Genomic DNA, 23,634 nt, shown 5'->3' with positions numbered 1-23,634 from the left:
TATATCAATCTGTTCAGTAATTTTAAATGTTTTTAAATTTATTACCGTTATGTAATTATCAGGCGTGCAGGATACATAGGCAGTTTTACTTTCTTAATCTAAAAGGATATGGGTGGCGCCATGCCTAATTATTTTTTAATTTTCTTTGCTTGTTTGGGTATCATAGATGAATAAATCACCTGTTCGAAGGCTCTAAATGAGCAATTTTGTTCAGTCAGGGGTTATTTTTAGGCAATTTTCGCCCAGTATTTCTGATTCAATTGTATTCAGTACTTTTCCTTGGACAAGATCGATTTCGAAAAGTCTTCCTTCGAGTGGTTCCGCAAGTCTATAAAAGTTTTTGAGCTTTATTCTGATTTAAATATTCTCAGGTTTGGGGAGAGGCATGCTCAAATTAAAACAGTGATTTATATTGCTTTTATCAATCTAGAGAATTACAGAGTAAATTTTAGTAAAACAGGTTATGTTATACGCTGGCAGGCAAACTATCCTTTGGAACAACTGTTCTCTTTGATACGGGTGTGCAGTAAAAAAATCTTTCCGTCTTTGGTCAGTTTGGAATGAAAGCTCCCTTTCGCCCCAGACAGCCCAAATAAATTTTGATTTATTTCTTTTAAATATCGTTCTAATAGATCTTTTCTTAAAAATACAAAACTGTGATTATTATTAAAGCTATCGTAATAAGACATACTAATTGTAGCTTTACTATTATTAGAATCGAAAAGATCAAATGTCTGTGGCTTATTAATTAAAGATAACTTAGCTGCCAGTTCTTTTGAAAGTGCGGTAGAAGAGCCTGCATCATTAAATGTACTGTGGTAACTTTCCCAGCTGTATTCCATTACAGAAATCAGTACATTAAATGTTTTTGTGAAAAATCTGATTGTGGCAAAATTATCATAGGAAGTATCGTGGCAGTATTATAGCTCCCCCGCGTACGAATAGTAATTTTGTTGTTTTTCTGGCAGCAATCTTCCTCCAAGATTCTGGGTTTTAAGAAGCGCTGAAAACTCGACATAATCTTCTTCATTTACAATCAGTGTTTAAAATCAGATCGGTTTTATAGCCCTAACAACTTGCTAAAATTATTGTTGATTTTAGAATGAAAACAACTGTCACAAATTAATTATGGAGTTCAAACTTATTTAATTGAAAAAAGTTAAGACATTTAAGATTTTAGGTAATTTTTTTTAAATCAATTAGTGATTAAAAAAGTTATAGAAGTTTAGTAAGTGTAAATGAATCTCGGAATGATTTATTATCGTTCAACTGTTTTACTAAATTAGGTACGGATCACGGGGGTAAGTCATAATCTGTTTCTAAGTAAAGTATTATAATTTATGAATTAACATATAGGTTTGATTCCCCTACATCAATTGCGATGGTCTTTCCATTTACATACTAGCATTCGTCACTAAGCAGAAAAACCACGAGGTTACCCACATCTTCAGGTTTGCCTAACTTTCTTGTAGGGTTTCTTTGGGTATATGTTGTTTCAGCTACTTTTCGGGTCTGAAGGATTTACCTGTTTAAAGGCTTCCGACACCATTGGGGTCAGGATAGCGGCTGGTGCGATTGCATTGATATAAATTCCATCTTTACCATATTCTATGGCTGCATTTTTGGTCATCCCGGAAATTGCATGTTTACTTGCTACATACGGTATCTGATTTATAACACCTTTTATTCCAAAGAAAAAAAGAAAAAAAGAAAGCCCCGCGGAAGTGTGCAGGGCCTGTGGAGCACTATAAGTCACGAAGGGCGAACGTAAGGACGTCACGCGTGTGGAGCAGATACCTGCACATTAACTTCGCTGGCCTTTTTATCCCTTTTCGAATTGGTAATTGTTTCCTGTAGCTGATTCAGCACTCTGAAAAATTCTTGTAATTGTGTGATAAAGCATGTTAAATTTTATACTTTTATTGCACTTACCAAGAACTCAATTAAGATTATGAAAATTTCCTATCAGATTGTTTTTAATGCCGAACCCACCGATGCTTCGCTGGCAATTGTTTCCACAAATGAGATAGGCACGCCAGGAGCCTTGAACAGCTTTGTCCTTAATAAGTTCGGCTACCATGAGTCAATCATGAACCAGCTAGATCTCAAAAAAGGATATGATCTTTTTCAGTTAAATGGAAAGCTGCTGCTTTTTGTTGTCACAATTGCCCAGTTGGGTGAGACCAGGGTATTACTTAAAGAAAATCTTTTTAATGCCATAAGTAATAATATCAGCGCTTTTGGAAATTTAAATATATGGCTGCCCCTTTTGGGAACAGGAGCGGGCGGGCTTACATTTGAGGAAAGCTGGAAACTGCTTTTAAGTGTCTTTAATGAGCTCAAAGACATAGGTTCTAAACAGGAACTGAATTTTGTAGTTGCAGTTCCGGATGATGAAAAAGGAAATGAGTTTTACAATAATTTGTCCGGAGATTATAATGAGACAATAAAAGTGCTGGAATTAATTAAACAACAGGGGCTGAGAGTTTTTTTAGTAGGGTCTTCATGGGACGGAGATGAACAGGCAGAGCGTTTTTATGATCAGGGCATTTGGGAAAGCGGTTATGATGAAAAATTCAGTCATATTATAAATACAATAAAAGAAGGTGATATTGTAATTCACAAATCTGCCTATCCAACCAGGGAAGGCAAGAATTTTCTAAGATTTAAAGGGCTGGGAATTGTTAGAGGAAATTCTTATAATGGAGCTAAGATTGGGGTAGACTGGCTGTTAAAAGGTTTTAAAATTGATGTGGAAGATCTTGGATATCACCGTACGACAATAGCAGAGCCTTCAATTGCGGATGTTACCACTATTCTAAACCATCTTAATGCGGATGCCATAAGAGTGGTTCTGGCATTTCTTTCCCCCGAACAGTTTATTGATTCGACGCATATAGCCGGTCTTGCCACTGATACGTATACAGGGGAAGATTATCTGGATATTATGCCCGATGTAAATGCATTCGCGCTGCTTCTGGCCGCAAAGAGCTTTCAGCCTCCTCTTGCTGTAGCCCTTTTGGGACGATGGGGATCTGGGAAAAGTTTTTTTATGAACAAGTTAAGGAATCAGATTGAAGGATTGTCAGATTTGGATAATGGATATTTCTGTAAAGGAATTGTACATGTCCATTTCAATGCGTGGTCTTATATGGATGCTAATTTGTGAGCAAGCATCACCACAAGGATTTTTGAAGCGCTCCACTTTTATATAACAAACGACAGTGATGCAAAACATCATGTGAAAGAAATTGAAATGCGCCTTACCAAGGACCTCTCTGTGACCAGACAGGAACTTTCAGGGCTTGAGGGACAGAAAAGCGAAATAGAAAGCCAACTGGAAGATCTGGCGACTAAAAAAGAGCTTACCCAAAAAGAATTAGACAATAAGATAGATGAACTCCGAAAAAAGTCACTGAGAAAAGTACTTGAAAGTGTAGATGATGAATTTAAGGTAAAGGAAAAAATTACTGAGGTGCTTTCGGAGAACAAAAGTGTCGTTGACAGTGTTGCTGACTTTAAGAAAATTGTTCCAGAAGAATACTGGGAGAAACCTGAGGAAATGTACGCTAAGTTGCACTCTGTACTTGGAACAATTAAGCTGTTCACTACAGCGCAAGGAGCAAAGGAAAACAGACTCTGGCTAATTGGGACATTTTTTTTATTTGTTAGTATTCCTTCTCTATTATATTATCTGCAGGATTTTATTAAATCCCACAGTTTTATTCCAGGTAATGGATTCTGGCTCGCTTTGACATTTATTGGAGGATTTTATGTGAATGCTGCGAAATTTTACCGTAAAGCCAGACCATTTTTTGCTAAAATGTGGAAGATTAAAGAAGATTATATTAAAGACAGGGAAAACGCTCTATTTGAATTCAGCCAGCAGGAAAAAGCACTTACTTTTGAAATTGAAAACAAAAAGAATGAACTGGAGGCAGTAACCAACCAGATCAATGAAGTAGAAATTGTAAAATCAACAGTTGAGTTTAAGATCAGTAATGCTTTGTCAACAGAAGCGCTTTATGAATTTATTGAAAAACGCTGCCAGAGCGAAGACTACAGAAAGCATTTAGGATTGGTTTCAACTATACGTAAAGATTTTGAAATACTAAGCAATCTTTTTACAGACCACAAGCAGGAAATTTTAGAAACTAAGGACGATAAAAAATTCAGCGAATTATTTAACAGACCTTTAGAACGGATTGTATTGTACATAGATGATCTGGATAGATGTCCGGAAGATAGGGTGGTGGAAGTTTTAGAGGCGGTAAATCTTTTAATGGCTTTTCCTCTGTTTATAGTAGTTGTTGGGGTTGATCCTGTCTGGGTAAGAAATGCTCTGGTATCTAAATACAGTAAACAGTTTGGAACCGATGATAAAGAATATCAGAATATTGATCCGGGAAGTTATCTTGAAAAGATTTTCCAGATACCTTTTCATTTAAGAGAGGCCAACAACACCAATATAAAAAATATGCTTAGAGGACTTGCGCAGGTGCAGGTAGCTCTCCGCAAAACAGTTTCCGCAACGGAACTGGATGCATCGATAGAGAACAAGGAAATTCTGGAAGGTCAGCAGGATAACAAGCAGCACGAGGCAGGATCGGTTACTGTGAAATCTATAGGTGTTTCGGATCAGAATGTATTTAAGGCACTGGATTTTAGTGAAGCTGAAATTACGACTATTGAACAAATGTCAATAATACTAGGCAGCAGCCCAAGGCTGATCAAGCGGTTTGTGAATATTTACCGTATTGTCAAGTCCCATGATTATATAAGCAGGGAAAGCTCGATTAAGGAAAAAGACCTGCAGGTTATACTATTTGTTCTTGCATTGTGTCTTGGTAGATACAGAAGGCTTATGGAACCGATGAATGATTTTTTGGAAACCGCTGGAGATACGGCTAATTTTTCATCGTTTCTGAGTTCTACCGATATATCATTTAAAAGCTCTGACAGCGAAAGGAAAGAACTCGTACTTCTGCTGACTTTTAAGCTGCCTCATATTATGGAAGAAGAAATGGGAAACATTAAAAAACATATCAGTTTTATAAGAAGGTTTGCACTGGAGTAAAACAGATAACTTTAAAAGAAATTTAATTATGGCCTTTAAACTGACAACTGAGATTATAGAATTAAGCACTGCTGGTATATGGCAGCAGGCAAAATTAGAGTGGGATTTTCATCTTGCCTATTACAGTAATGAAAAACTTACCTGTCTATGCGGCCATTTTCCCATACGCAATATCTGCGTGATTAGAAACAGAACTAATAAAGTCGAGACAGAAGTTGGAAACTGTTGTATAAAAAAGTTTTTAGGGATAGCAGATGGTGATAAGATATTTAATTCCATTAAGAAGCTTAAAGAAGATATAAGTAAAAGTATCAATGCTGAAACACTGGAATATCTTAGAGAGAGAGGAGCTGTTAATGATTATGAATATGATTTTTATAAGGACATATGGAGAAAAAGAAATCTTTCAAATAAACAGAATAATTTAAAAATAAAAATTAATGAAAAGTTTCTCAAATTTACAAGTTACCAGACCAATTCACAATTCTTAAAAATTAACCGCATTTTAAGCTGGTCTAACGGTCATACTGATTTCGACACTCAGTTTGTTTTGTCCATGAAAAGGAGCTGTGAGAAAAATGGCGGGCTGACCGAAAAACAGGTACTTGCACTTGATAACATCATAGAGAAATTTGGCATACATGATAATGTCTGACCTGCTGAGGAGGTAATCTACAACTGCGGGTATACTGTTAAGTGTTGTTCTTTTTTTTTTGTATAATATTGTTTATAAGGGGGCTATAGTCAGATGACTTATACATTATCATCCAGACTGCCCCGCACCTGACGTTCATATATTTCCTGCAGTTCGCGGCTTATCATTTCGGATTTGACAGGGTCCATATCTTTTTCAATCATCAGGCGTACCATTTTTGTGATAGTACTCCAAGCGAGTTTTTGGTTATGGTAATCACTGATTGGTTTGGCCTGATAAGGCAGGGCTGTAAACCTTTGCAGATTGTAAGGCTCCTTGCCAGCCCAATCATAAAATTCAAGAATAATAGGTATGATCTTTACCGATTTGTCTGCATCATAACGTTTTATGGTATTTACAACCTCATGTTCAAGAATATATTTTGTGTTAAAAAAATATTCGCTCACCATGAAAAATACGATATCAGCCTGGTCAAACCTTTCCTTAATTTCTGGATTCCATTCTACAGATGGAATTAGATTAGTGCAGTACCATGGTTCTTCAATAAGATCGGCGGCAACCAGCGGCTGAAGATATCTGATCAGAGAATTGATATGTCTGAGATCCCTTTTTGAATATGAAATAACAACTTTCTTTTTCTTGATTTTTTCGTTTGTAAACATTTTATAATCTTTTAAATTGAAAAACTGCTCTTCGTCCTTTTCCTGATCAAAATCTTTCAGTTTTTTTTCTGAGAAAATAAGTTTCCCATACATGGCATTCCTATCAAGGACTTTGGTTGAAATATAATCAATACCATCAAGGGTAACCATTTCTTCAAAGGCGTACCCATTACTAATTTCCTTTATATATCCTAGCACTTCATCTATGAAATCCTTCTTTTGAAGGGTAAGGTTCAGATTAAAAATATCAATACAGGCATTACCTTGTTGATTTCCAATATGGAATTTGATCATTACAATTTCATGTGTAGCAGGGTTCTTAATAATAAGGCCGTCTTTCCAGTAATAAAACATATCGCTTGAATCTTCGCTGCTAGCCGATAAGAGCATGGTGCTGTAATGCTGGAAGATACTCAGTATTATACTCTTTTGGATAAAACCAGTATATTCAAATCTTCTATAAGGAATTGTCCCCTGCTGCAGGAAAAGATTAATCTTACTCTCCGGCATTTTTGAAAGATATAGGGGGGCGATATATTTTTCAGAAAATGGATCTTCAAAAATAATTTTAAAATCTATCATCATGTCTATAATACTTCGGATATCTGTTTCAGGTATCTGTTTCTCTGTAATTAGATAATCTATGTCAAATTCTCCATTTTTTTCCTTTAGGTCGATCAATACATTATGAATATTATCTATAAGCCATTTCTTATCCATATAAATGTTGCCTTCGGTAGACTTTTCAGAATATAAGAGCATGCCTATCTGCTCGAGATAGCCTATTAATATAACTGTCTGCTGCAGATCTATAGGAGAATCGATAAGATTATTGCAGTATTCCATAAATTCAGTTCTGTTAATCACAGGTTTTCCCTGATAAGAGATGAAGCTGTTTTTGACAGGTTTGTAAAATTTTGGAAGGTGTGTCCCTATGATATCCATGCTGTTAAGCATTTCAGTAAGCAGCATATCAAACTGTTCCATGTTTCTTTTAGGAGATTTTATGGAAATCGAAGCAATATCGAATATAAAAGGATAATCTTTTTTTAATTCGCAGTTATTTACGAACTCAATTTCATAAACATCTCTTACTTTATTCTGAAGTAAAAGAAGAGAACTGTTATAGGTTTGATTTTTTTCGGCCTCAAAATCAATATTGTCTGCTTCTACGTCTTTGATGTAATATTTAACTGATTCCAGCCAGTATTTGATAGGATAATCCTGAGTTTCAACCTTAATTTTTTCACGTCTATCATTTAGCTGTATACAGGAACGCAGATTAAGGCTGTTTGTTTCTGAAGTCCATAGTAATATATAAACTGCATTGGCTCCATAAAACAGGTGATGTGTATCGTGGTAGTAGTCGTGGCCCCCAAAATCAAAAATGTGGAGCAGGCATTCTTCCCCCAATGAATCAATTTTATACTTGCTTTTTACAACTTTTTCCTGCATCCATAGGGTTGGCAGGTGTTCTTGCTCTATATCCTTTTCATTGTCTAAATATTTCACCATGGTCGATTTTCCTACCTCGCTGTTTCCGACAAGTATAATTTTAATATCTTTGTTAATATATCTGCCTCGCTGTCTGATATCATTAAGTACCCTGAGTACTGCTTGCTTTCCGAGGTTGACAAATTCCATCGAAGGGCGTGTCAGTGGATTTTTAGCTATATTAATTGTCCCTACTTTCCATTTATCATTCTCGATCCCAATATTTTCAATAAGATGCTCAATTGGGCTTAAATCTTTAATTTTGTTATTGTGGAGATCAATGGTACTTATATTTTTAACATCTGCTAAAGATGATACGGAGTTTATGAGGTTATTACTGAGGTAAATTTCATGGATTTTACCTCCATCGCCAAAGCTGTCAACATGTTTTATTTTATTATTGTTAAAAAATGCGACTTCCAGTTCAGGAAGCGAGCTGAGATTACGAAGGGATCTTATAGCGCAATTACTCAGATTAAGATATTTAAGCTGTTTTAAGAGTAAAATCGTATGTATATTATTTATTGGCCATCTGTTCCAAATCTCGTTTTTTTTATTCCAATCTCCACCGCAAATTAGAGTTTTAAGGTTTTTTAGTTGTACTATATCTCCGGGGATGTATTCAATGGTATTGCGTTTCCATTTATTTTTGCTGTATCTAGGTTTCCAGGTGCCTTTCTCATACTCACCCCATTCGTTGCTTAATATAAGTTCTTCAAGGTGTATGCATTCAAACAACTCTGGGATGAGACACAAATCTCTAAGTCCGCACATTCCAAGATCAAGTGTCTTAGATTTTTTTAATAAGTTTTCTTCAATGCGCTGGCTGGCATAGTATAAGTCCGCTTCACTGTATAATTGATCCTTTTGTTTTGATATATTGTCATGCCAGAGAGGCTTGATATAAGGCAGGTATAATATGCGGGAACAAAGTGCCCCGAAATTTTCATCATTTATTGTTTTGAGCTTTAAGTTCCTAAAAAGATGAATGATATCATTTTCAAGCAGATCGTCAAAATGATCAGTCATCAAAAATTCTTTAAAAACCTGCTGGCGATGCACCTTTGAAAGCATCGTAAGATTCTGAGATGGATCGAAGAGATACTTTAAAGCATTTCTGACGCTTGGACTGAGTAAATTTAAGTCATTATTTCTTTTAAACTTTAAAAGGTTCAAAAACCAGTCGTTCTGCCTGACACCGGCTCTTGCCAGAACACGTTTGTCAGGATATTTATTCCAGAAGTTTTTACGGTAAGCATTATAATCCAGATAAGCGATCAGTTCTCCGCATAAGGTAAGAAAAGAATGATATGGTCCATTGGAATTAAATTCCTGAAAAAATTCCTGAAAAGGCAATTTAGAATTTTTAAAATCCTGTTCAATGCGGTCGTAAAAATTAATTTCTATAGGCCTAAAATTTTGAAATTCGTTAAATTTTGAAAAAGCCAATTCAAAATACAATTCCTGATCATATAATAGCTGTTGGATATGTTTTTCACTATTTATTCGTGACAATTCGGCTTCAATTACAAGAATAGCGCTTGGCGAGTCAATATCGTTCTGCTTTCTCTCGAGAGAATTATAAACTTTTTTATCCGTAGTGTAGAAGGTCAGGCGGGCCGAATCTACTGCTTTCTCATAGAATCCGTTTAACATGATATTCCGGCTCTTAAAATGATCCAGTTTACCAGCCCCAGTACCCAGTATAGGTGTGCCGATTTCTAAAATGTCAGGATGCTCATTAACAAATCGGGCCAGTTGCCTTGCAGCAAGCCTAATTGCGAAATAAGCGCTCTTATAATTATCTACTACACATGCGAAAGCTACAAATTTCAGTCTAGATTCTGATATTACTTCATGAAAGTAAACATCGCCCAGGCGGAATTTTTTTTGTTCGAATTCAATTGAAATGTCTAAGTTGTCAAGTCCGTCCTCGAACGAACGGGAGATTGTCCCTTCTGTTGAGACAGGCACGACAATGATTTCACAATCATAGTCAAATACGGAAGCATTTACAAAATCAAGCATAAAATTCAGCACTAGGTTAGAACTATCTTCATGCTTTTATTATTGAGCATTAAGAGTTTGTCTGGTTTTAGGAAAAATAATGCAATATACAGGATTACTGTTGATTTTTTTGAATTTTGTAAGAAAAAAGCAATTGTAACAATTATTTTATCTGAGCACATACTTTATCTGTCTGATTGTAAGATTAATTCCTGCCAGCATCTGCTCTGTCATGGAATGATATCTTTCCAAATATATGGAAAATCTTACTTTCATAAGAATGGGCATGTGGGCTTATTGCAAATTCATATACTGTTACATTCATTTTATAATGAGGGAGAGCAAAGGTTTAACAGGGATTTTTCTGAGAAGAACAGTCTAATGAATTTTATGATCTTTATTTGGTTTAAAATATTGATTTTCAGCATGAAACAAGTAGAAATACCTGTGCGCAAGTGTTTTTTTTTATTTAAAATTGTAATGGATTAACTGGCAGTCAAATTAGGGCGCTGCTTGTGAAACTGCAGCTATGCTGAAATCTGAAAAAAACAGGTAATTATACGGGGTCTATTTACTCATTAAAAAAGTAATTTTCCATTCTAAAAGTCTAGTATGGAAAACCGTAATTTTATTGAAGAAACGGTATGTATTTTTACAAAATAATATAAGAGTTATTAAATGATATTTTCCGTGAAAACGAAAAATTTAAAAGTCTTTTATTCGAGAATTGCTACTTAAAATTTTATTGTGGCATAGTAATTTTTAGGAAGAGAGATTAATTATGATTCTCTACGATTTTTTTAATATTTCATTATTTAAGGTTATCCAATAAGTTGCTAAAGAAGCTTGACGATGATATTTGTTATCAAAAAATCAGTAAAATGTATAATTATGATAAAAGGAATTATACAACAAGTCATGTTCATATGATGTTGTCAAATTCTTTGGCTGAAATGATCGATAAAACAGAATGTTTAATGTTTTTAGAGAAGTCAAACTCTGTATCAGTTCATAATACAATTAAACACACAGAATCACCATGGATATATAATGAATTATTTATGTCAAGTATTATAAAAATAAATGAAAACTTAAATCGAAAAAAAACAGAATATTTTGCTTCTGAAAAAAAAACTTAATGAAGATTATAAATTTAAATTAAATTTAGAGGATTTGATAAACTTGGAAGGAAGAGATTTAATTGAATGGAAAAATAATTACGAAATTTTAAAAGCAGTAGAAAATGAAAAACATCCATTAGATGTGCTTTATGAAAAAAAAAATACATCAAGAATAAAATAAATATTTAAGAGCTTGATGATAACAACAATGCTGAATTAAAAACTAAAAATCATGGAATTTACACTAGAGCAAAAAAAATTCATTGCTGAATTTATTGTAGAAATAAATAATGGAGATGCTGCAATATTTGCTGGAGCGGGACTATCTGCAGCTTCTGGTTTTGTAAATTGGAAAGAACTATTGAGAGACTTAGCTGATGAGATTGGTCTCAGTGTTGATAGAGAAAGTGACTTAATAAGTATAGCACAGTACTATTGTAATAAATTTAATAGAGCAAAAATTAATGATAAAATCATTAATGAATTTACCACTTTAAAAAATGGTAATATAAATCATCAACTACTATCAAAGCTTGGCATTGACACGTTTTGGACAACGAATTATGATAAATTAATTGAAAAAACACTTGAAGATGATGGCAAAATTGTTGATGTTAAAATTATTAAAGAACACTTTGCAAGATACATTAAAAAGAAAAATGTTGTAGTCTATAAAATGCATGGAGATAAGGATTCTCCCCATGAAGCAGTTTTAACAAAGGATGATTATGACAATTACAATAATAATCGAGAATTATTTTCGACTGCCCTTAGAGGTGATTTATTATCAAGGAAATTTCTTTTTATAGGATTTAGTTTTGACGATCCTAATATTGATTTTATTTTGAGTAGGATAAAAATTTTATTACAAGAACATACACCAAATCATTTTTGTTTTTTTAAGGAAATTTCAGAATCTAACTATAATGATGATAGCAAGTCTACAGAAGAAAATCAAAAAGATTTTTTATATGATCAAATAAAGCAAAGTTTGAAAATTACTGATTTAAAAAGGTATGGAATTAATGCTGTAATGGTAAGGGAATATAGCGATATTACTAATATTCTTTTGGAAATAGAAAAAAGGATAAAAAGAAAGAATATTTTTATTTCAGGAGCTGCTTATTCTTATAGTCCTTTTAGTGAAGATGAGGCAAAAAACTTTATTCATGCATTAAGCTATAAGTTGGCTGAAAAAGATTATAAAATCGTTTCTGGGTATGGTTTAGGAATTGGTAGTTTAATTATTGACGGAGCATTAGATTATAAACTGAATTCAAGTTACAGAAATTTAGATGATGTGCTTATTTTAAAGCCATTTCCACAAATTCAATCTGGTTCTAAAAGTATTTCTGAAGTTAAAGCAGAATACAGAAAGGATATTATTCAAAATTCAGGAATAGCAATCTTTATTTTTGGTAATAAAATTTTAAGCGATGGTAACGTTGTAGAATCTGATGGAATGCTTGAAGAGTTTGATATTTGTATGAAAAATAATGTTGTACCAATTCCTGTTGGAATAACAGGAAATGTCTCAAAAAAATTATGGGAGAAAGTTATCAGTAATTTAAATTCTTATTACCCAGAAAATAAAGATTTACATGAGGCAATTAAGACATTAGGGAGCGATGGAATTACAAAAGATGAAATTATTACAAATATTATTAAAGCAATTAATATTTTACAGAAAAATTAGTTGATGAAAAAAAATCAAATTTAATTAGTTCTTTTTACTAAAATGTTATCCTAAATATTAAATTCTGTTTCAGAAAATTAAACTATTATAATTACTGCAATATGAGCAAGCAAAAAAATATTTTCATTAGTCATTATGAAAAAGATGATTCCCATGTGCAGTCTTTGAAAAAAAGACTAATTAGAGAAGGTTATGATGTAAGAAATTTTTCTGTTGATAGTACAAAACATAAAGATGGTCGAAGACCATCGGATGCAGTAATTAAAAGATTGCTTAATATAAGAATTAAGGCTGCAAGTACTTTTATTTGCCTTTTAGGGCCAGATACTCATACTAGGAAATGGGTTAATTATGAAATCAGAAAAGCTTATCTAGAAGGAAAGAAAATAATTGGGATCTACAGTCATGGTAATAAAAATAATGTAGAATTACCTGAAGCATTTAAAAAATATGGAAGCTCTACTCTAGGATGGAACTCAATTGAAAAGTTGGGTGGGATTATTTCTGGGGAAAATATTCCATTCGAAAATCCTGATGGATCCAAATCAAATAAATTACATGATTCAATACGAATTAAATGTTAAATATAATTTCATGAAAACATATTCTTACTTAGTGGAGCATGATTATGGACTTGCTCCAAACCCATTTGGGCAATATTGTACATTAGGGGTTTGCAAACCCAAAATACGTAGTAGTGGTAATCTTGAAATAGGAGACTGGATTATTGGTACGGGCTCTAGAGCCTTAGAAAATATTTCAGGCAAGGAATTTGTTCGTCACTTAATTTATGCAATGAAAGTACAAGAGATATTAACTTATGAAAATTATTGGTTAGATACTAGATTTGGTTATAAAAAACCAATTTTAAATGGATCACTTGTAACAATATATGGAGATAATATTTATCATAAAGATAGTAAAGGTAATTGGATACAAGAAGATTCAGCACATTCATTGATTGATGGCGCAACAAACGAAGAACATTTAAAAAAAGATACTAGTGGCAAAAATGTTTTAATTAGTGAAAACTTTTATTATTTTGGAGATAATGCGCCGATTTTGCCAGAAGATTTATTTAGAGTTTGTCATTCTGGGATAGGAGAAAAAATAATTAAATCTCATGAACAAGATAAATTAATGCAATGGTTAGCGTTAAATTTTGATTTAGGTATACAAGGAGACCCTATAAATTGGATAGAACATAGTCAGTTAAATTTGTTTTAATGTATTTAAGTTTAAATTTTTTTATATATGTCATTTTTAGGCCCATCAAATTTAAAATCTCTTTTGCTACGAAATAATATTATAATAGATGATAATGGAATAAATATATATGATAGTACGAAGATTGAGCAGGCAGCATATGCTTTGTCATTAGGAAGTGAAGCATATCGAACAGATAATAAAGACAGGAGAGTTGAGATTTTAGATGACAAAAATAAAAATATTGAGATAAATCCTGGTCAGTTTACATTATTAATGACTGATGAATACGTGAATATACCTGACGATAAGTTAGCATTTATTTCAATTAAAGCAAAACAAAAATTGAAAGGCTTAGTCAATGTTTCTGGATTTCATGTCGATCCGGGATTTAAAGGAAAGTTATTATTCTCAGTTTATAATGCTGGGCCTTCAACAATAACATTAGAAACTAAAAAACCTTATTTTTTGATATGGTTTGCTAATTTAGAAGATAAAGCACAAGGCAATCAGCTTTATAATACGACAAACAATCATCATCAAGGCCAAAAATCAATACCTTTAGACTATATTGATGCTTTAAAAAGAGGAGAAATAGCATCTCCAAATACTTTGCTCCAAAAAATTAATGAAAATAAAATTCTAATAGAAGCAGTTTCTAAATCTAAAGAACTAAAAAATGAAAAAACATTTTGGATATTCTCGTTTATTTTAGGGTTAGCAACTACGTTTAATGTTGCTTATTGGAGTAGACAATCTGAGTATCAGAATGGTTACAATCATGCAATAAAAGAACAATTAGTAAACGATATTATAAAAAAAGGTACTACTTATTCAAGTGATTCACTATATTTGCATAGAATAGATAGTTTAGTTAATATTAAGCTAAAACAAAAAATTGATAAATCACAGTAAAAATATTAGTTTTTTCAATAACGAACTACTTCCTCAAAGTTTTAGTGTGAAATTTGAGGAGGTTAATAATGGACTATATCCCCAAGTAAAGGTAACCTTAAATAATTCACAAGTTGGTGATGTTATTGATGATAATTCTTATGAAAATGATGGTTATAGATACCATGATATTTTTCACTATTCATTTGCTACTTTATTAAATTGGTCGCCTTGTGTAAGGGCTATGTTAAAGAAAAAGAGAAAGAGTAATGCTTTGATAGATAGGGTTGAAGATGGAGCTCGCGCTACAATAACTGAAGAGTCAATTTCTTTAATGATTTTTAGTAATGCAAAACAAAATAATTTTTATAGAGATATAAGTGTTATAGATAATTATCTTTTAAATACGATTAAAAATATGACTTTGTCATTTGAAGTTAAAAACAAGTCAAAAGAAGAATGGCAAGATGCTATATTGAAAAGTTATGAAGTTTTTAGATTACTTAAGGAAAATAAAGGAGGTATTGTACAGTTTAATTCACGAAATAGGTCTATAACTTATAATAATCTTTTATCAACTTAAATTAAGTACTTTTATAAAAATAAAAAGCTGGATTTTCCAGCTTTTTTTATTTAGAGAATAAATGGAATTATTAATAAGAAAGACAATACCTAAAAAAAGTATCGTTTTAGATACATATTGGAAATTTGCATTTGAAAGGCAAAAAATTTTTTTCAATAAAATTTTAAATGAAAAAACATTAACGACAGATTCAATATTAAAAAAGCATAAGTTTACAAATGCATATAGAGCTTCGGATCGTGTTAGTCAATATTTAATTAAAAATGTCATTTATTCTAATAATGAATTCAATGGAGAAGATATTTTGTTTAGAATATTATTGTTTAAAATTTTCAATAAAATAGAAACTTGGGAGTTATTAGAAACTGAATTTGGCACTTTACAAATATCTAATTTTGATTTTGTAAAGTTTAATGAAATTCTTCAAGAAGCTATGAATTCAAATGAATCAATTTACTCTGGAGCTTATATTATGGCATCTGGAAAAAGTATTTTTGGTTATAATAGAAAGCATGAAAACCATTTGAAATTGTTAGAAGAAAAATTGATAAAAGAAAATTTAATTGATAAAATTAGGGTGTGTACTTCATTAGAACAATTGTATAAATCATTACTTGAATTACCAACAATCGGTTCTTTTTTAGCTTATCAATTTGCAATTGATATTAATTACAGTCAATTAGTCAATTTTAGTGAAATGGATTTCGTAGTACCGGGCCCCGGAGCAAAAGACGGTATAAAAAAGTGTTTTACTGATTTTGGAGATTATAATGAGACTGACATAATTAAATATGTCACAGATCTTCAAGAAATTGAATTTAATAGACTAGAATTAGATTTCAAAACTTTATGGGGGAGAAATTTACAATTAATTGATTGTCAGAATTTGTTTTGTGAAACAGACAAGTATTCACGAGTAGCACACCCTGACATTTCTGGAATTTCTGATCGAAAAAGAATTAAACAGATCTATAGGCCTAATAATACCGAAATAAAGTTATTCTATCCTCCTAAATGGAATATTAATCATTTAATTTAGTACTCCTCTAGTATTATTTCCTTCAATTAGAATATGCAAACAAAATCTGGAGAAAAAGTTAAGTTATATTTTTATAATTAATTTATTAAATTCTCCAATTGTTTTATAGTTAAAAGCTGAATGCCTTCTTTTTTTATTGTACCAAATTTCGATGTATTAAAAAAAATTCAAGTTCCATCTGTTTTTTGCATAATTCAATTTTTTAGATTAGTAAATGTAGAATTATAACGTGATTTAAACAAGATATAAACGTGCTTAATCACTTTTGTTTATGGGAACTAAAAGTAGTTTTTGTGGCGCATTAGTATTTTTTTTTCATTGCGCCACGGAAGTGCCACCAAAATTCTGTTCGTTTTTTAAAATATTGAAAACCTGCAGAAAATTAAAAACCCTACTAATCTTAAGATTTACAGAGTTTTCCTTGAGTTCTGGCCTTTTTGCAGACTTTGAAAGTCTCATTTTAAGCTCACAGCGGAGGAAGAGGCCCCGCAGTCTTTGTCGCAATCTCGCTAAATACAGGAATTATCCATCATTTTTCAGAACAGGTACACCGATAGGTACAGTTTATCGTAAAAGCAAAAAAAACTTTAAATAGTGAGATCTAAAGGTTTTTGTTCCTGGAAAATTTCTTTCGAAATTTCATCTGGCGGAGAAGTAGGTTCTTCTCTAAATCGCTTCAGGCCAACGAATCCAATGGATTACAAAAATATATTTTCAGGCTACTGAGGGTACCTTTCAAAGGTAATTTTTCCGCAAATATAAGTAATTTAAACTCAATTATAGATTTGATTTCTTCTTTGTGACTTAGTGAAAGTTTATACATATTTTTAGACGCTATGTTGTAATTCACTTTCTGGCATTTCGTCATAGGTTCGTCCATTTAATTCTCTTCCGTTTTTCTTTTTGTTTTTTCCTCCCCATTGCTTGAAGAAAAATGCAACATCTAATTCCTTACATTGCTCTTGGATGTCAATAACCCAATCAGCATCCATTGGTCGGGGGTTGTGTCCGCTCTCGCCCCCAACAATTACCCAATCTATATTTTCTAAATTTAGATTAGGAATCGCTCCAATTAATGGCTCAAGAGAAAGAAATTTTACTTTTGCATTGGTTTTTCTTAAAAAGTCAATTCTATTTTCTACTTTTTGTTCTTCAACTGAAACACCCATCCAAATATTATGCGTCCATTTTAATTCTTTGTGCAATTCTAAAAGTCTTTCCGCTCTTTTAGTCAATACTTGGAAAACGTGCTGTGGATTATCATTCATAACCTTAAATACCTTTTTGATAAATTCTAAAGGTATTTGTTCGTGGAATAAATCACTCATGGAGTTTACAAAAACAACCTTAGATTTTTTCCAAGTATACGGAGTATTTAAAGCATCTTCATGAGTTCTCACTTGAAAATTATCCTTGTATTTCTCAATTCCCATTGCTTGAAGTCTTTTAGACATAACTTCTGCATAACAAAACTTACAACCTTGGGAAACTTTTGTGCAACCAGTTGTGGGATTCCAAGTCATTTCTGTCCATTCTATACTTGATTGAGCCATTTTATTTTTTTATTATTTTGTAGTTCACAATGTTTTTCTTTCTGAACACATTTTCATAATTTAAACAGGGAGATTTTCCTGTGTATTCAAGCTTGCCTTGATTTTTTAATTGTTTCAATAAGTCGACTGCATGCTGTGGTATATGTCCATTTGAATATGTGTACATTAGAATATTTTTATTTGTAACTGTTTTTCTTTCTAAAAGTTTTAACTCTAATTCATGTTTAAATTTTTCAACTTTCGTCATTTTTTGTCCTTCAAACATATCCAGTTGAATTTTATTCTCATCTTCGTCAATATCAAAATCAGCTTCTCCGTTTAGGCTATTTCTTTTCCAAGCTATTTTTAAAAATTTATCGACTGCTGCATAATTCTTTGACCCAAAAATTATTCCATATATATTTCTCGTTTTTTTTATTGAAAACGGGAATAATTTTAATTCTGAATTTTCTGGAAGCCTTGAATTGATTTTATTGAAAACTAAGCGATGCATATTGCGATATTCTTCACTTTCCAATTCTTTAATATCAATCTCCAAAGCTTTTTTAAATTCTTCTGTCATTCCATATCTTCTGAAGAAAGAAGATGAGACAAAATAGATAAAATCAGTTGTGTTTAATTTTTCAAGCTCGTCAACATATTCCTGAGAAATAAACTTCACACCATTCTGGTCTAGATACACCAATGACGGGTATTCTTTAATTATGGGGATTAATTTAAAAAACAATTCTTCCGCATCCTCATTATAATAGTTTATAGAGAGAAAATATTTGAATTTAGGATTTTGTAGAATATAGTCTTCACAATTTTTTTTGAGTAATTCAAATTTTTTTTGTGATTTCCTGTTTGGTTCAAATTCATTGAAGTGTAAAACAATTTTGGTTTTAGTACTTAATATATTACCTAATTGTTCATTTATTTTTTCTAAAGTACGAATTGGGCTTCCAGCGATTTTATTTGAATCGTAACCAGGTCCAGAAAAAAAGTCAAAAATATGTATCTCACCAAAATGAGGTTGCATTACAAAAGTTGGAATCCAAGCTTGGGCATAATCTTCAAATATTTCAAGTTTCGTTATTGTCCCACTATCAAATGGTTCAGAATGTATGTTTTTTGCACTCATATAAAATTTCTGTTTGATTGTACTTTATCTTTTTCCGTTCTGGAACTATAGTATTATTCTCTCGGTTTTATTTTCCAAGTAGTTTTGGTAAGTAGTCTAAAGCTAAAGGGTCACGTTCTTTGAAATAATTATGTGCATTTTCAGGTATCCATTTTTCAAAAATAAATTTTCTGAAAGTTGGTAGTACTTCTATAGGGTACATTCTAGCTTCAACATCAGCTCTGTCATCAGGAAATGAATGATTGTAGTATTTATGCGACCCTTCAAATGGTGAATTCGTTTTCTTTAAATAGTTGGAAAAAATTTTACCAACTGAAATATCAGGATACATACCTTGTCCTTTTATCCCCTTATCGGGTATTTCATAACCAACCTTATCAAGTTCAGCATTTAAGGTCACAAATAACTCGCTTATTACAGAGAAAAAATTCCTGTCAATTCTGTGGACATTTTCTTTGTATCGCAAATAGAAGTTTGGGAGTTGTGTCCTGTCTATTTTTCCATAAAAGCCTTTTTGTCTAATTGAAGGTATAACTTCCTTGGTCACCCATTTTCTGAATTGCAAAGCGGAAGGTTTTCTACTTTTAAATATTAAAGTGTATAGACCGCTTTCATTTATGAGGTTAACCTTTCTCATTTGACCTGCCCTAAGTAATTCTGAGGTCAGCTTTTCGTCATCGTCAAGAGATTTTAAAGCTTCTGTAGGATTTGTTAATCCCAAAGTATTACATACATCGGAAGCTACAAACCAAATTTTCCCGTCAATATCTACGGTCATAATTTCATTAAATTGTTGTTCTTCTTCAGACTGGAATTTGAATACTGATAATTGCATAAAATTATTTTCTTTAAAATTAATAGCGGTGGTTAATTCGGTCTTCTAAACGGAAGTATAAATACCTATATCTATATATACCATAAATGGATTGTATGCCAAAGTTTGGTGGCTTAATGCAATACATGACTTTGTAGCATTGCTAAATTATTAAAAAAAAAACTTAATAAATTATCAAAAGGATTTTAATTTGTTAATAATTTTATATTTTTTCTAATTATAATATTTTTCTAATTTTAACAATGGTATTATTTGATAAGTTGGTAATTGACGCAAGTTTTCTAATTGAATATTTTTTATCCTTTATCAATTCTAAATGTGATTGGTTGTATTTTGACAAGAATTGTTGAGGTGTTTCATTAGTATTTAACTGTCTACCTTTATAAGTTCCTTTAGCTTTTGCAATTAAGATACCTTCTTTTTGTCTTTCTAGTAAAGATGCCCTTTCCATTTCTGCAACGTTACTGAGAACATCAGTTATCATTTTGAAGATAGAATTGGGTTTGTTGTCAATCATGGAGTATAAACCAATGTTTTCAACATGTACATTAATATTAAGATTGCTTAAAATATTTAAGGTTGTTTGAATGTCGAAGGCATTTCTACCTAATCTATCGATTGAATGTACTACTAATGTATCAATCTTTTTGCTTGATATATCGTTCAATAATGTGATTGCACTCGGTCGTTCGTTGAACGGAATAGAACCACTACACTTATCAATATATTGTTTATGCTCAACATTTGATTGTCTGTCAATATTTTGTTCTGTTGTACTAACTCTAATATATTTCGCAGTTTTAATGTTTCTTTGCTTTTGTTAAAACCAAAGGTAATGAATTTAATTTTATTGTATTAATTTTAGAGTTGTTATTTTTGATACATTTAAAAACCAGTAAAACTGTTTAGATTTTAATTGAAATGGTATTAACGATAAGGTATTAGGTAATTTTATTACACCATATAAAATTGTTGCGGAATTGATAGAAATAATATAGGTTAAATAAGGAAAGTGTGGTAGGGTTTGACAACCACTTTTAAAGATTTGATATATATTAAAAGGTTGATTATTTTTGTAGTAACAAGTTTTGAAAATAAAATCAACAAAGTTATTTAGAACGATTCTAAATAGTTGATATTTTTTTCTATATTTGTAGTGAATCTAAGAAAACGCTATTAATATGTGTATTGTAGTGATTAACTAATAATTAAGCAATTCTTTATTTAAGTTTTAAATTTTTAAATTTGTAGAATACAAGACACAAAAAAACGAAGTTCCTAGGCTTCGTTTTTTGAAGGTCACATTTAACCTTTAAATTATAATACTTATGATGTTAGCAGACATTCAAGAGCATTATTTATTGTTAGTTACAGTACTTAGTGCAAGTTCGAGATTCAGTAGTAAAATATCTGAATCAATTTGTAAAACTTCTAAACCTTTAAAGCAGTTTAGGAAAACCTTAAAAGAAATAAGGAAACTCCTAAGAGCATATAAACAGAGAAAGAAGTAATGAAACTGATAAACCACTTGACCCTGTTGTAGGAGATGGTGGTTTATCTATTACAAAAGTACGTAATAATTTTGTTATAAACCAAAATTAATATATCATATTTGATATAGCAATTTTGCTATATCAAATATATGATAGAATATTGATTTAAATATTAGATATATATCTTGTCAAGAGTAGATACTTTTGGAGTTACTAAAGTATAACATATAGAGTTGATATCTTTAATATTTATCAAATCTTTTAAATAATTCTTCTAATGTAATATTCATCAATTTTAAAATTCGAATGAGGGTGTTAAGTTGAATATTGCACCAGCTTCATATTTCCCATATTGTGGTCTACTTAAATTGTTTTTGTATGCAAAATACTCAGAATTAGTATATCCAGCTAGGAGAGGGGAGGGGGTTCTGTCGAGAGAGGGGAGCACCCTCTTATGATTAGAATTTTTAGACATTCTTCAAGAAGCATACGGGACTTTCTCCCAGTGTGTACCGCACGAACTTAAATAAAAAAAAATGATTCAGAATTATCCCTTAGAATGGCTGGACTCCCTGATTTCGATTACCCTTAACCCTTCCAAAATGCATTTAAGGGATCTTGGTAAAGAGGATATTCAGAATCACTTGGAAAAGGCAGTAATTGAAGTGGTGCATAATCAGTCCGAGCTTAAAAATCAGGTATTTGCACTGCATAAAGAAAACCAGATCAGACTGCTTGTCTAAAAATACCACTCAGCACTTGTTATTCTTCTCGATACCCTTGATCATTATATTAAGATCTATCATTTAGCAAGGAGGAGTATGGCAATATTACGGCAACCCTGATCTCATGCCTTGATGAGCTGCTTTTTTTTATTGAGCCCCGTTATTTAAACTATCTCATCCTTGAAGAAAGGGTGCCTCCGACGTACCTTAGTGTTTCGCGAAATGAGATGAAATTTAAATTAAAGCGAATCCAGAAAAAGTTAATAGCAGATGTTGCTGATCCGGCTTTTACGTCAATTGTGCTTGATAACCTTTACCGTTTTGTACACTCCAAAAAGATTGACAGCATAACCCTCAGAGAGCTGCTTTATCGCAAAGAGTTGGTTCAGAAACTTGAAATGCACGGTGGTGAAGAAATGAGAACTACTTTAATATAACAGCCTTCATCAATTGCTCGTTTATATGAACTATAACAGCCGTGACTATATTAATTATTTCACCAAAAGTATCGCTGAAAAAATAAATATGTTGGAAACAAAGGCTGAGCGGATTGACAGCCTGCATTTTCATTACAAAGAGTTTAGCCAGATGCAGTCCAATCAGAGTTTTATTCTCTATCCCGAACACGAAAATCTTAAGGCGATACTCGATAACTGGTTTCATCAGGAAATTTTGTATCTTGAGAAGACAATGCACCTTAAGGACAATGTCCGTGAAATAAAGAAAATTAATAGAACTCCCTATCTGGTGCAGGATAAGATCAAGGTTAATCTATCCATTGATCAGATTGGGCTTATATTGCGGGCATGCGACGAATCCCATCTTTTGGAATCGCCCTCGATGAGCTTTGTTTTCAAGCAGATTATACCATTTCTTTCAACACCGGTAAAGGACGAACTTTCGTTTGACTCAGTACGAAGCAAGTCTTATCATGCTGAAGAACGGGATAAAACGATTGCATGTGAGGTCCTGGAAAAGCTGATATCTAAAATAGAAACATATTATTCAAAATCCTCCTTTTGTAAACTACAATAGAAATTAATCTGGGTAACCAAATCCATTACTGCTTTCTTGCTTTCTTTATTTAGATATATGCTGTTACTTACAAGAGCATTATTTAACAGACTAAGAGTTTCAACTGACCCTTTTGCATCGGAACTTCTTTCAAGATATGGATTATTGTAGATATTTATCTCTAATTCAAATCTATAATCAATAAGTATCTTTTGTAACTCATAAAATGGCGGAATTTTGTTTTGATACAGAATCTCTATACGTTTTGAGCGGTTTGAAAGCTTATGAGTTACCACACCTACTAATATTGCGCTAATAATTGGAGAAAATATAGCAAGCCATTTGAAAATTTCCGGATTGTTCATTGGTTTGATTTTAGCAAATCTAGCAAAAGCCTCTTATATAGACTTATTTTTTCAAGTTAGAAATTTGATACAAATAAGGTATACTTACCTTT

The 23,634-nt window shown here is 32.0% G+C and carries 21 protein-coding genes; 13 read left to right on the top strand and 8 right to left on the bottom strand.

All coding sequences use genetic code 11. The annotated features are described in order from the left end of the window. Nucleotides 1-485: 485 nt before the first annotated feature. Nucleotides 486-842: a hypothetical protein gene (locus tag IRZ78_RS23290; protein ID WP_194619455.1), complete on the bottom strand. Its 357-nt coding sequence runs from the start codon at nucleotides 840-842 to the stop codon at nucleotides 486-488. A 653-nt stretch (nucleotides 843-1,495) separates the two neighbouring features. Then, nucleotides 1,496-1,756: an SDR family NAD(P)-dependent oxidoreductase gene (locus tag IRZ78_RS26285; RefSeq protein ID WP_347349845.1), complete on the bottom strand. Its 261-nt coding sequence runs from the start codon at nucleotides 1,754-1,756 to the stop codon at nucleotides 1,496-1,498. Nucleotides 1,757-1,951: 195 nt separating this feature from the next. On the opposite strand from IRZ78_RS26285, the gene IRZ78_RS23280 reads away from it, so the two are divergent. The 3 genes from IRZ78_RS23280 (at nucleotide 1,952) to IRZ78_RS23270 (ending at nucleotide 5,732) form a co-directional block, all read left to right on the top strand. Next, entirely contained in the window at nucleotides 1,952-3,169 is a 1,218-nt protein-coding gene (locus IRZ78_RS23280) for a P-loop NTPase fold protein (RefSeq protein ID WP_194619453.1), read from the top strand. 72 nt (nucleotides 3,170-3,241) lie between these two features. Next, the gene (locus IRZ78_RS23275; RefSeq protein ID WP_194619451.1) at nucleotides 3,242-5,077 is read left to right on the top strand and encodes a P-loop NTPase fold protein; all 1,836 of its coding nucleotides are present in this window, start codon (nucleotides 3,242-3,244) and stop codon (nucleotides 5,075-5,077) included. 28 nt (nucleotides 5,078-5,105) lie between these two features. Continuing rightward, a complete protein-coding gene (locus tag IRZ78_RS23270; RefSeq protein WP_194619449.1) occupies nucleotides 5,106-5,732 on the top strand; it encodes a hypothetical protein in 627 nt (208 codons plus the stop codon). A gap of 98 nt (nucleotides 5,733-5,830) precedes the next feature. Here the strand turns inward: IRZ78_RS23270 and IRZ78_RS23265 are convergent, their stop codons facing one another. Beyond that, entirely contained in the window at nucleotides 5,831-9,916 is a 4,086-nt protein-coding gene (locus tag IRZ78_RS23265) for a COR domain-containing protein (RefSeq protein WP_194619447.1), read from the bottom strand. 1,095 nt (nucleotides 9,917-11,011) lie between these two features. Here IRZ78_RS23265 and IRZ78_RS23260 point away from each other — a divergent pair. From IRZ78_RS23260 to IRZ78_RS23230, 7 genes are all read left to right on the top strand, one after another. Further along, entirely contained in the window at nucleotides 11,012-11,197 is a 186-nt protein-coding gene (locus IRZ78_RS23260; protein ID WP_194619445.1) for a hypothetical protein, read from the top strand. A 51-nt stretch (nucleotides 11,198-11,248) separates the two neighbouring features. Next, nucleotides 11,249-12,712: an SIR2 family protein gene (locus tag IRZ78_RS23255; RefSeq protein WP_194619443.1), complete on the top strand. Its 1,464-nt coding sequence runs from the start codon at nucleotides 11,249-11,251 to the stop codon at nucleotides 12,710-12,712. A 101-nt stretch (nucleotides 12,713-12,813) separates the two neighbouring features. Beyond that, on the top strand, nucleotides 12,814-13,296 hold the full coding sequence (locus tag IRZ78_RS23250; RefSeq protein ID WP_194619441.1) for a TIR domain-containing protein: 483 nt from the start codon (nucleotides 12,814-12,816) through the stop codon (nucleotides 13,294-13,296). A gap of 10 nt (nucleotides 13,297-13,306) precedes the next feature. Beyond that, nucleotides 13,307-13,939: a hypothetical protein gene (locus IRZ78_RS23245; RefSeq protein ID WP_194619439.1), complete on the top strand. Its 633-nt coding sequence runs from the start codon at nucleotides 13,307-13,309 to the stop codon at nucleotides 13,937-13,939. A gap of 27 nt (nucleotides 13,940-13,966) precedes the next feature. Further along, the gene (locus tag IRZ78_RS23240) at nucleotides 13,967-14,833 is read left to right on the top strand and encodes a deoxycytidine triphosphate deaminase (RefSeq protein WP_194619437.1); all 867 of its coding nucleotides are present in this window, start codon (nucleotides 13,967-13,969) and stop codon (nucleotides 14,831-14,833) included. After that, nucleotides 14,817-15,395 (top strand): nucleotide pyrophosphohydrolase, encoded by a 579-nt coding sequence (locus tag IRZ78_RS23235; protein WP_194619435.1) that lies wholly within the window; start codon nucleotides 14,817-14,819, stop codon nucleotides 15,393-15,395. Before IRZ78_RS23240 ends, IRZ78_RS23235 begins: the two co-directional genes overlap by 17 nt. 61 nt (nucleotides 15,396-15,456) lie before the next feature. Beyond that, nucleotides 15,457-16,434, top strand: coding sequence for a nucleotide kinase domain-containing protein (locus IRZ78_RS23230; RefSeq protein WP_194619433.1), 978 nt, complete (start codon nucleotides 15,457-15,459; stop codon nucleotides 16,432-16,434). 827 nt (nucleotides 16,435-17,261) lie between these two features. Here the strand turns inward: IRZ78_RS23230 and IRZ78_RS23225 are convergent. The 4 genes from IRZ78_RS23225 to IRZ78_RS23210 all read right to left on the bottom strand — a co-directional run bounded on the left by IRZ78_RS23225 (nucleotide 17,262) and on the right by IRZ78_RS23210 (nucleotide 20,732). After that, nucleotides 17,262-17,987 carry a phage Gp37/Gp68 family protein gene (locus IRZ78_RS23225; RefSeq protein ID WP_194619431.1) on the bottom strand — a complete coding sequence of 242 codons (726 nt, stop codon included), beginning with the start codon at nucleotides 17,985-17,987 and terminating at the stop codon, nucleotides 17,262-17,264. Between the two features lies 1 nt (nucleotide 17,988). After that, the gene (gene tcmP, locus IRZ78_RS23220; RefSeq protein ID WP_194619429.1) at nucleotides 17,989-19,110 is read right to left on the bottom strand and encodes a three-Cys-motif partner protein TcmP; all 1,122 of its coding nucleotides are present in this window, start codon (nucleotides 19,108-19,110) and stop codon (nucleotides 17,989-17,991) included. A 67-nt stretch (nucleotides 19,111-19,177) separates the two neighbouring features. After that, nucleotides 19,178-19,945, bottom strand: coding sequence for a Bro-N domain-containing protein (locus IRZ78_RS23215; RefSeq protein ID WP_194619427.1), 768 nt, complete (start codon nucleotides 19,943-19,945; stop codon nucleotides 19,178-19,180). A 217-nt stretch (nucleotides 19,946-20,162) separates the two neighbouring features. Beyond that, nucleotides 20,163-20,732, bottom strand: a complete 570-nt coding sequence (locus IRZ78_RS23210) for a recombinase family protein (protein WP_347349847.1) — start codon at nucleotides 20,730-20,732, stop codon at nucleotides 20,163-20,165. Between the two features lie 1,242 nt (nucleotides 20,733-21,974). Between IRZ78_RS23210 and IRZ78_RS23205 the strand changes: the two genes are divergently transcribed. From IRZ78_RS23205 to IRZ78_RS23195, 3 genes are all read left to right on the top strand, one after another. Beyond that, nucleotides 21,975-22,181 (top strand): hypothetical protein, encoded by a 207-nt coding sequence (locus IRZ78_RS23205; protein WP_194619426.1) that lies wholly within the window; start codon nucleotides 21,975-21,977, stop codon nucleotides 22,179-22,181. Between the two features lie 209 nt (nucleotides 22,182-22,390). Further along, on the top strand, nucleotides 22,391-22,600 hold the full coding sequence (locus IRZ78_RS23200) for a hypothetical protein (protein ID WP_194619424.1): 210 nt from the start codon (nucleotides 22,391-22,393) through the stop codon (nucleotides 22,598-22,600). A 25-nt stretch (nucleotides 22,601-22,625) separates the two neighbouring features. Beyond that, nucleotides 22,626-23,198 carry a hypothetical protein gene (locus tag IRZ78_RS23195; protein WP_194619422.1) on the top strand — a complete coding sequence of 191 codons (573 nt, stop codon included), beginning with the start codon at nucleotides 22,626-22,628 and terminating at the stop codon, nucleotides 23,196-23,198. On the opposite strand, the gene IRZ78_RS23190 is transcribed toward IRZ78_RS23195, so the two are convergent. Further along, on the bottom strand, nucleotides 23,165-23,542 hold the full coding sequence (locus tag IRZ78_RS23190) for a hypothetical protein (protein ID WP_194619420.1): 378 nt from the start codon (nucleotides 23,540-23,542) through the stop codon (nucleotides 23,165-23,167). The genes IRZ78_RS23195 and IRZ78_RS23190 overlap by 34 nt on opposite strands. Nucleotides 23,543-23,634: the final 92 nt, after the last annotated feature.

The organism is Flavobacterium sp. CSZ, from assembly GCF_015350725.1.
Lineage (GTDB): Bacteria > Bacteroidota > Bacteroidia > Flavobacteriales > Flavobacteriaceae > Flavobacterium.
The sequence above is the reverse complement of the archived record's forward strand: the minus strand, read 5'-3'. Positions and strand labels throughout refer to the sequence as shown.

Coding starts and splice junctions, on each gene's coding strand:
- IRZ78_RS23240 (WP_194619437.1), top strand. CDS start 13,967: ATGTCATTTTTAGGCCCATCAAATTTAAAATCTCTTTTGCTACGAAAT.
- IRZ78_RS23255 (WP_194619443.1), top strand. CDS start 11,249: ATGGAATTTACACTAGAGCAAAAAAAATTCATTGCTGAATTTATTGTA.
- IRZ78_RS23195 (WP_194619422.1), top strand. CDS start 22,626: ATGAACTATAACAGCCGTGACTATATTAATTATTTCACCAAAAGTATC.
- IRZ78_RS23215 (WP_194619427.1), bottom strand. CDS start 19,945: ATGCAATTATCAGTATTCAAATTCCAGTCTGAAGAAGAACAACAATTT.
- IRZ78_RS23265 (WP_194619447.1), bottom strand. CDS start 9,916: ATGCTTGATTTTGTAAATGCTTCCGTATTTGACTATGATTGTGAAATC.
- IRZ78_RS23245 (WP_194619439.1), top strand. CDS start 13,307: ATGAAAACATATTCTTACTTAGTGGAGCATGATTATGGACTTGCTCCA.
- IRZ78_RS23290 (WP_194619455.1), bottom strand. CDS start 842: ATGGAATACAGCTGGGAAAGTTACCACAGTACATTTAATGATGCAGGC.
- IRZ78_RS23230 (WP_194619433.1), top strand. CDS start 15,457: ATGGAATTATTAATAAGAAAGACAATACCTAAAAAAAGTATCGTTTTA.
- IRZ78_RS23200 (WP_194619424.1), top strand. CDS start 22,391: ATGAAATTTAAATTAAAGCGAATCCAGAAAAAGTTAATAGCAGATGTT.
- IRZ78_RS23205 (WP_194619426.1), top strand. CDS start 21,975: ATGATTCAGAATTATCCCTTAGAATGGCTGGACTCCCTGATTTCGATT.
- IRZ78_RS23225 (WP_194619431.1), bottom strand. CDS start 17,987: ATGGCTCAATCAAGTATAGAATGGACAGAAATGACTTGGAATCCCACA.
- tcmP (WP_194619429.1), bottom strand. CDS start 19,110: ATGAGTGCAAAAAACATACATTCTGAACCATTTGATAGTGGGACAATA.
- IRZ78_RS23280 (WP_194619453.1), top strand. CDS start 1,952: ATGAAAATTTCCTATCAGATTGTTTTTAATGCCGAACCCACCGATGCT.
- IRZ78_RS23190 (WP_194619420.1), bottom strand. CDS start 23,542: ATGAACAATCCGGAAATTTTCAAATGGCTTGCTATATTTTCTCCAATT.
- IRZ78_RS23270 (WP_194619449.1), top strand. CDS start 5,106: ATGGCCTTTAAACTGACAACTGAGATTATAGAATTAAGCACTGCTGGT.
- IRZ78_RS23250 (WP_194619441.1), top strand. CDS start 12,814: ATGAGCAAGCAAAAAAATATTTTCATTAGTCATTATGAAAAAGATGAT.